The 1,821-nt window shown below is 47.9% G+C and carries 1 protein-coding gene; it reads left to right on the top strand.

Translation table 11 applies throughout. The annotated features are described in order from the left end of the window. Positions 1–1,469, top strand: a 1,469-nt coding sequence (locus F6K20_RS36835) for an Ig-like domain-containing protein (RefSeq protein ID WP_287298168.1), incomplete at its 5' end; no start/stop codon positions are given. Between the last annotated feature and the right edge of the window lie 352 nt (positions 1,470–1,821).

The following is a 1,821-nucleotide window of genomic DNA, read 5'->3' as shown; positions in this document are numbered from 1 at the left end:
TCACAGCAGTAGTCAATGACGTTGATGGCACCATTACCTATACGCCAAATGCGGACTTCACTGGGGCTGATAGCTTCACCTACCAGGTCAGTGATGGCACTAATGCTACGGTCACAGCTACCGTTAACGTTAATGTCACTAATAATCAATCTCCAGTAGCGACAAACAATAACAATACTGCTACCACTGAGCCAAACACTCAAGTTACCATTGATGTTCTAGCTAACTACTCTGATCCTGATGGCGATCCGCTAAGTTTTGCAATTGTCACGGAGCCAACCAACGGTACGGCAGCAGTCAATGATAATGGCACTCCGGATAATCCGACAGATGACTTTATTATCTATACGCCAAATGCGGACTTCACTGGCACTGATAGCTTGACTTTTGAGGTAAGCGATGGCAGTGGCGGTACTAGCACAGGCACTGTTAACATCACCATTGAAGAGAGTGGTCCGGTATCCTCGACTCTGACTCAGAATGCCAATAATACCTTCACCATTACCGGCGACACTGCTGGACAATCCCAACTCCAATTCACTCTTACAGGTCGCGAGGCTGGTGAGGTCAGTGAAATTGGAGTATTTGCTGTTGATAGTGCCGAAGGTACAATCAATGGCATTGCCCCTGGTCAGAGTGGTTATGTACAAGCTGCTCTATCTCAGGCTAAGACAATTTTCTCTGTTCTCCCTGACGGTTTAGGTACTGCTCAAGCCACCCGCACCATCGACAGTTTTGACGTCAACGATAACCTGGTATTCTACGTAATCCAAGGTGGCTCTAAAGATGGGGTGCTAGGGGGACAGGATCCTACCTCCAACGTATTCTTCAGTGGTGCTTCATTTAATAGCGATGGTCAGAACCATGTACAGGTAACTGACAATGGCAATGGTCAGTTAACCTTGGGCTTTGAAGATGGCAATGACGGAGACTTCAATGATGCAACTGTGATTGTCTCAGACGGTTCAGGTTCGACTCCGCCAGTGGGAACAGGCACTACCCAGATTCAAGGGCAACGGGAACTGCTGGATTTGACCGATGTGACTGGTACAGTTACTGGTAGTCTTGTGGTCAACAGTGAAGCTTCTTTCAATAATACCATTGGCTGGTATCGGATTGATGATGAAAGTGGCACAGTTAACGGTATCAATGTTGGTAATGCTGGTTATGCACAAGCTGCACTATCCAATCAGGTAGACTTAAGTGCTGGAGTATCCGGTGGGGTACTACTGGCTCCATTCCTGATTTCGGATGGTACAGTAGCGGAGTTCCTAGCTGATAATCCTTCTAATGCAGATCAAGAGGATTCCGACCTGAATGCCTTCTTTGCTTTCGTGGGGGCTAACCCAGATGGAGTTGACCACGTTCGCCTGCTAGGGGATAACACCTTTGGTTTCGAGGATCTGTTTGGTGGTGGTGACCAAGACTACAACGATGTGGTAGTACAGGTTAACTTAAGTGTTGCCTAAGCACACTGCGGACGCTTTTTCCTAGTAGTAGGGTGCGTTAATAACGCACCTTACAATTACTCTAGATTTTGGACTAAAGCTATCAGCGTGTCGCGTATCAGCTAATGCGCTACAGGCACGCTACTGTTCGCGCAGCGTGCCCGTAGCGCAATCGGTGCTTTTGAATAAAAGAGGTAAGCAAAAGTTTAATCTGAGTTATAGCACTACGCATTCAGATGTTTGACATTGTCTTGATGCAATAGCGAGTGGGGGAAACCACGGCAGTCGCTCATGGGGGGAACCCCCAAGACCGCGCTGCCTCCCCAAGACCGTAATGGTGCGTTTGACCTTGGCGAATTAAATTCGCCACGGG

The sequence above is a fragment of the Moorena sp. SIO2C4 genome (genome assembly GCF_010672485.1).
Classification (GTDB): domain Bacteria; phylum Cyanobacteriota; class Cyanobacteriia; order Cyanobacteriales; family Coleofasciculaceae; genus Moorena; species Moorena producens.
This window is presented reverse-complemented; position numbering and strand designations above follow the sequence as displayed.